The sequence below is a fragment of the Streptomyces sp. PA03-1a genome (assembly GCF_033792805.1).
In the GTDB taxonomy this organism is placed as follows: domain Bacteria; phylum Actinomycetota; class Actinomycetes; order Streptomycetales; family Streptomycetaceae; genus Actinacidiphila.
In genome coordinates this window covers 1-1183 of the sequence record NZ_JARAVO010000478.1, presented here as the reverse complement: position 1 = coordinate 1183, position 1183 = coordinate 1, and the positions used below count along the sequence as shown (strand labels likewise).

Annotated in this window: 1 protein-coding gene; it reads left to right on the top strand. The window is 71.0% G+C overall.

Annotated elements, in window-relative coordinates; all coding sequences use genetic code 11:
- Positions 1–121: 121 nt before the first annotated feature.
- A partial coding sequence (locus PV341_RS45025; protein ID WP_500361033.1) for a DUF6777 domain-containing protein occupies positions 122–1183 on the top strand: 1062 nt, incomplete at its 3' end.

The window sequence follows — 1183 nt, the reverse complement described above, 5'->3', positions numbered from 1 at the left end:
ACCACCAAGGCCACCGGGCCCACCGGGTCCACCGGGCGGAGAACCCGGCCGCCACCGCGGACCCCCCGCCCCGTGGTGGCGGGCCCGCCGGACCCTCGTCACCGCGGGCACCGCGATGGTCGTGGCGGTCGCGGTGATCTTCGCCTTCTCCTTCCTGGGCGGCACCAAGGGCGGCGGCGAGATCTTCCTCCAGAACGCCTCCGCGGCGGGCCCGGACCCCTTCACCCCCTCCACGGCGGGCGAATCGGGCACCGCGGTCACCCCCACCATCACCCCCAACGAGTCCTCGGCCCCGGGCGGCACCCTCAAGGTCAGCGGTGCCCACCCGGGGCTTTACAGCGGCAAGCAGAACGAGTCCGCCTGCGACGTCGAGAAGCAGATCACGTACCTCACCAAGGACCCGGCCCGCACCGCGGCCTTCGCCGACACCCTGAAGGTCGAGCCGCAGGACCTCCCCTCCCACCTGCGCGCGCTGACGCCCGTTCAGCTCAACTGGGACACCCGTGTCACCAGCCACGGCTTCAAGGACGGCAAGGCCACCGACTACCAGGCGATCCTCCAGGCCGGCACCCCCGTCATGGTCGACGACCACGGCGTCCCGGTGGTCCGCTGCACCTGCGGCAACCCGCTGAGTTCGCCCGACGCCGTCAACGGCACGCCGACGTACAGCGGCCGCCAGTGGGACACCTTCCGTGCGGCCGGCCTGGTGGCGGTCGTCCCGTCCGACAAGCCGATGAAGACGCTCACGCTCTACGACCAGGACAGCAAGCGCTGGTTCGAGCGCCCCAGCGGCAAGGTCGAGGGCAAGAAGGACCACAAGGTCGAACCCCCCAAGGGCCAGCCGTCCGGCTCCCCGGTGCCGGTCCTGCCGTCGCCGTCCACGGGCTCGCAGTTGGAACCGCCGGGGAAGACGGCGCCGCCGCCGAGCGAGGAGAAGAAGCAGGAGGAGCCCAAGTCGCCGGGCACGGAGGAGCAGTCGCCGGAGAAGGGCAAGGAGGAGTCGCCGAAGAGCGAGGAGCAGAAGAAGGAGGAAGGGGAATCCCCGAAGAAGGAAGAATCCCCGAAGAGCGAGGAGCAGTCGCCGAAGGAGGAACCGAAGTCCCCGAAGTCCCCGGGCACGCAGGAGCAACCCAAGCCCCCGGACACTCCCGGCACCCCGGAACAGCCTCAGAAGCCCCCCTCC